This is a genomic window from Limnohabitans sp. DM1 (genome assembly GCF_001269385.1).
Taxonomy (GTDB): Bacteria; Pseudomonadota; Gammaproteobacteria; order Burkholderiales; family Burkholderiaceae_C; genus Limnohabitans_A.
This window is the reverse complement of the sequence record NZ_CXOO01000093.1, coordinates 1-4,096: the sequence shown is the minus strand read 5'-3', so window position 1 is coordinate 4,096 and position 4,096 is coordinate 1. Positions and strand designations below refer to the sequence as shown.

The window sequence follows — 4,096 nt, the reverse complement described above, 5'->3', positions numbered from 1 at the left end:
GGTGTCGATGGTGATGGGCAGCGCAGTGGGGGCACTGACGTTGCCTGACGTGACTGTGGCGGTGACGCCCAAGACCTTCGCGCCATCACGACAGGCCGTGCTGGGGATGTTGGCCCAACTGCCGTTGGCCGCGACGACGGCGGTGCCGATGACGTTGCCTTGTGGGTCTTTGATGGTGATGGTGTCACCCGGTGTGCCACCTGCGCCGCTGAGGGTAGGCGTGGTGTCGGTGGTGATGCCGTCGCCCTTGTTGCCGCTGTCGGTGGCAGGGTCGATCGYGGCGGTCGGCGCAGCGGGTGCGGCGGGCGTGGCCGCATTGATGGTCAGCTCGGACGTGGTGGCGTCGGTGCTGGCGTTGCCTGCAGCGTCGGTGACCACAGCGGTGACCGCGTAGCTCTGGCCATCGACCAGCTCGGCCAAGGTGCCGGATGTGGGCGTTGCAGCGCCCGTGCCGGTGATCGGCAGGCTCCATTGGCCGGAAGCATCAGGCGTGACGTTGTAAGTGGCGCCGTTGACGGTGACCGCCAGGGTTTCGCCTGCTGGCAGCGCGGCAGTGCCCACAGTGCCCGAGAGCACCACGGCAGAAGCGCTGGTGGTTTGGCTGGTGACGGTGGGCACAGCCGGGGCTGTGGTGTCGATGGTCACGGGCAGCGCCACGGGTGCGCTGACGTTGCCAGCCGGGTCGGTGGCAGTCATGGCCAGGTTGTTCAGGCCTTCAGGCAGCGCTGTGGTGGGCGTGACGCTCCAGGTGCCTTCCGGTGTCACGGTGGCGGTGCCGATGACGGCGCCCAGTGGGTCTTTGATGGTGATGGTGTCACCCGGTGTGCCGGTGCCACTCAGGGTGGGCGTGCTGTCGGTGGTGATCTTGTCGCCTTTGACGCCGCTGTCGGTTGTCGGGTCGAGCACGCCGGTAGGCGCAGACGGACCTGTGGTGTCAATGGTCACGGGCAGCGCCACGGGTGCGCTGACGTTGCCTGCTGGATCGGTGGCGGTCATGGCCAGGTTGTTCAGGCCTTCAGGCAGCGCTGTGGTGGGCGTGACGCTCCAGGTGCCTTCCGGTGTCACGGTGGCGGTGCCGATGACGGCGCCCAGCGGGTCTTTGATGGTGATGGTGTCACCCGGTGTGCCGGTGCCGCTCAGGGTGGGCGTGCTGTCGGTGGTGATCTTGTCGCCAGTAACGCCGGTRTCGGTTGTCGGGTCGAGCACGCCGGTAGGCGCAGATGGACCTGTGGTGTCGATGGTCACAGGCAGTGCCACGGGTGCGCTGACGTTGCCTGCTGGATCGGTCGCAGTCATGGCCAGGTTGTTCAGGCCTTCAGGCAGCGCTGTGGTGGGCGTGACGCTCCAGGTGCCTTCCGGTGTCACGGTGGCGGTGCCGATGACGGCGCCCAGCGGGTCTTTAATGGTGATGGTGTCACCCGGTGTGCCGGTGCCGCTCAGGGTGGGCGTGCTGTCGGTGGTGATCTTGTCGCCCTTGACGCCGCTGTCGGTTGTCGGGTCGAGCACGCCGGTAGGTGCAGACGGACCTGTGGTGTCGATGGTCACAGGCAGTGGCGTGGGCACGCTGGTCTGGCCTGTGGGGTTGGTCTCGGTGACGCTCAGGTTGGTCAGGCCTTCTGGCAGCGGTGTCGTGGGCGTGATGGCCCAGGTGCCTTCCGGTGTCACGGTGGCGCTGCCGATGACCACACCTTGCGGGTCTGTGATCTTGATCGTGTCGCCAGGTGCGCCCGTGCCCGTAAAGGTCGGGGTCGTGTCGGTGGTGATGCCGTCGCCCTTGTTGCCGCTGTCGGTGGCAGGGTCGATCACGGCGGTCGGCGCAGCGGGTGCGGCGGGCGTGGCCGCGTTGATGGTCAGCTCGGATGTGGTGGCGTCGGTGCTGGCGTTCCCTGCCGCGTCGGTGACCACAGCGGTGACCGCGTAGCTCTGGCCATCGACCAGCGCGGCCAAGGTGCCGGATGTGGGCGTTGCAGCGCCCGTGCCGGTGATCGGCAGGCTCCATTGGCCGGTGCTGGCGGGCGTGACGTTGTAAGTGGCGCCGTTGACGGTGACGACCAGGGTTTCACCAGCGGCCAGGGCAGCTGTGCCCACTGTGCCCGAGAGCACGACGGCAGAAGCGCTGGTGGTTTGGCTGGTGACGGTGGGCACAGCGGGTGCTGTGGTGTCGATCGTCACAGGCAGTGACACGGGTGCGCTGACGTTGCCTGCTGGATCGGTCGCAGTCATGGCCAGGTTGTTCAGGCCTTCGGGCAGCGCTGTGGTGGGCGTGACGCTCCAGGTGCCTTCCGGTGTCACGGTGGCGGTGCCGATGACGGCGCCCAGCGGGTCTTTGATGGTGATGGTGTCACCCGGTGTGCCGGTGCCGCTCAAGGTGGGCGTGCTGTCGGTGGTGATCTTGTCGCCCTTGACGCCGGAGTCGGTTGTCGGGTCGAGCACGCCGGTAGGTGCTGCAGGTCCGCTGGTGTCGATGGTCACAGGCAGTGCCACGGGTGCGCTGACGTTGCCAGCCGGGTCGGTCGCAGTCATGGCCAGGTTGTTCAGGCCTTCAGGCAGCGCTGTGTTGGGCGTGACGCTCCAGGTGCCTTCCGGTGTCACGGTGGCGGTGCCGATGACGGCGCCCAGCGGGTCTTTGATGGTGATGGTGTCACCCGGTGTGCCGGTGCCGCTCAGGGTGGGCGTGCTGTCGGTGGTGATCTTGTCGCCTTTGACGCCGCTGTCGGTTGTCGGGTCGAGCACGCCGGTAGGTGCTGCAGGTCCGCTGGTGTCGATGGTCACAGGCAGTGCCACGGGTGCGCTGACGTTGCCAGCCGGGTCGGTCGCAGTCATGGCCAGGTTGTTCAGGCCTTCAGGCAGCGCTGTGGTGGGCGTGACGCTCCAGGTGCCATTGGTGCCAACGGTGGCGGTGCCGATGACGGCGCCCAGCGGGTCTTTGATGGTGATGGTGTCACCCGGTGTGCCGGTGCCACTCAGGGTGGGCGTGCTGTCGGTGGTGATCTTGTCGCCTTTGACGCCGCTGTCGGTTGTCGGGTCGAGCACGCCGGTAGGCGCAGACGGACCTGTGGTGTCAATGGTCACGGGCAGCGCCACGGGTGCGCTGACGTTGCCAGCCGGGTCGGTCGCAGTCATGGCCAGGTTGTTCAGGCCTTCAGGCAGCGCTGTGGTGGGCGTGACGCTCCAGGTGCCATTGGTGCCAACGGTGGCGGTGCCGATGACGGCGCCCAGCGGGTCTTTGATGGTGATGGTGTCACCCGGTGTGCCGGTGCCGCTCAGGGTGGGCGTGCTGTCGGTGGTGATCTTGTCGCCTTTGACGCCGCTGTCGGTTGTCGGGTCGAGCACGCCGGTAGGCGCAGACGGACCTGTGGTGTCAATGGTCACGGGCAGCGCCACGGGTGCGCTGACGTTGCCAGCCGGGTCGGTCGCAGTCATGGCCAGGTTGTTCAGGCCTTCAGGCAGCGCTGTGGTGGGCGTGACGCTCCAGGTGCCTTCCGGTGTCACGGTGGCGGTGCCGATGACGGCGCCCAGCGGGTCTTTGATGGTGATGGTGTCACCCGGTGTGCCGGTGCCGCTCAGGGTGGGCGTGCTGTCGGTGGTGATCTTGTCGCCMKTRACGCCGGTRTCGGTTGTCGGGTCGAGCACGCCGGTAGGCGCAGATGGACCTGTGGTGTCGATGGTCACAGGCAGTGCCACGGGTGCGCTGACGTTGCCTGCTGGATCGGTCGCAGTCATGGCCAGGTTGTTCAGGCCTTCAGGCAGCGCTGTGGTGGGCGTGACGCTCCAGGTGCCTTCCGGTGTCACGGTGGCGGTGCCGATGACGGCGCCCAGCGGGTCTTTAATGGTGATGGTGTCACCCGGTGTGCCGGTGCCGCTCAGGGTGGGCGTGCTGTCGGTGGTGATCTTGTCGCCCTTGACGCCGCTGTCGGTTGTCGGGTCGAGCACGCCGGTAGGCGCAGATGGACCTGTGGTGTCGATGGTCACAGGCAGTGCCACGGGTGCGCTGACGTTGCCTGCTGGATCGGTCGCAGTCATGGCCAGGTTGTTCAGGCCTTCAGGCAGCTCGGCCAAGGTGCCGGATGTGGGCGTTGCAGCGCCCGTGCCGGTG

1 protein-coding gene is annotated in these 4,096 nt (G+C 67.4%); it reads right to left on the bottom strand.

The genetic code is table 11. The annotated features are described in order from the left end of the window. The coding region (locus tag AMM33_RS21650; RefSeq protein ID WP_228768310.1) for an Ig-like domain-containing protein at nt 1-4,096 on the bottom strand (4,096 nt) is incomplete at both ends.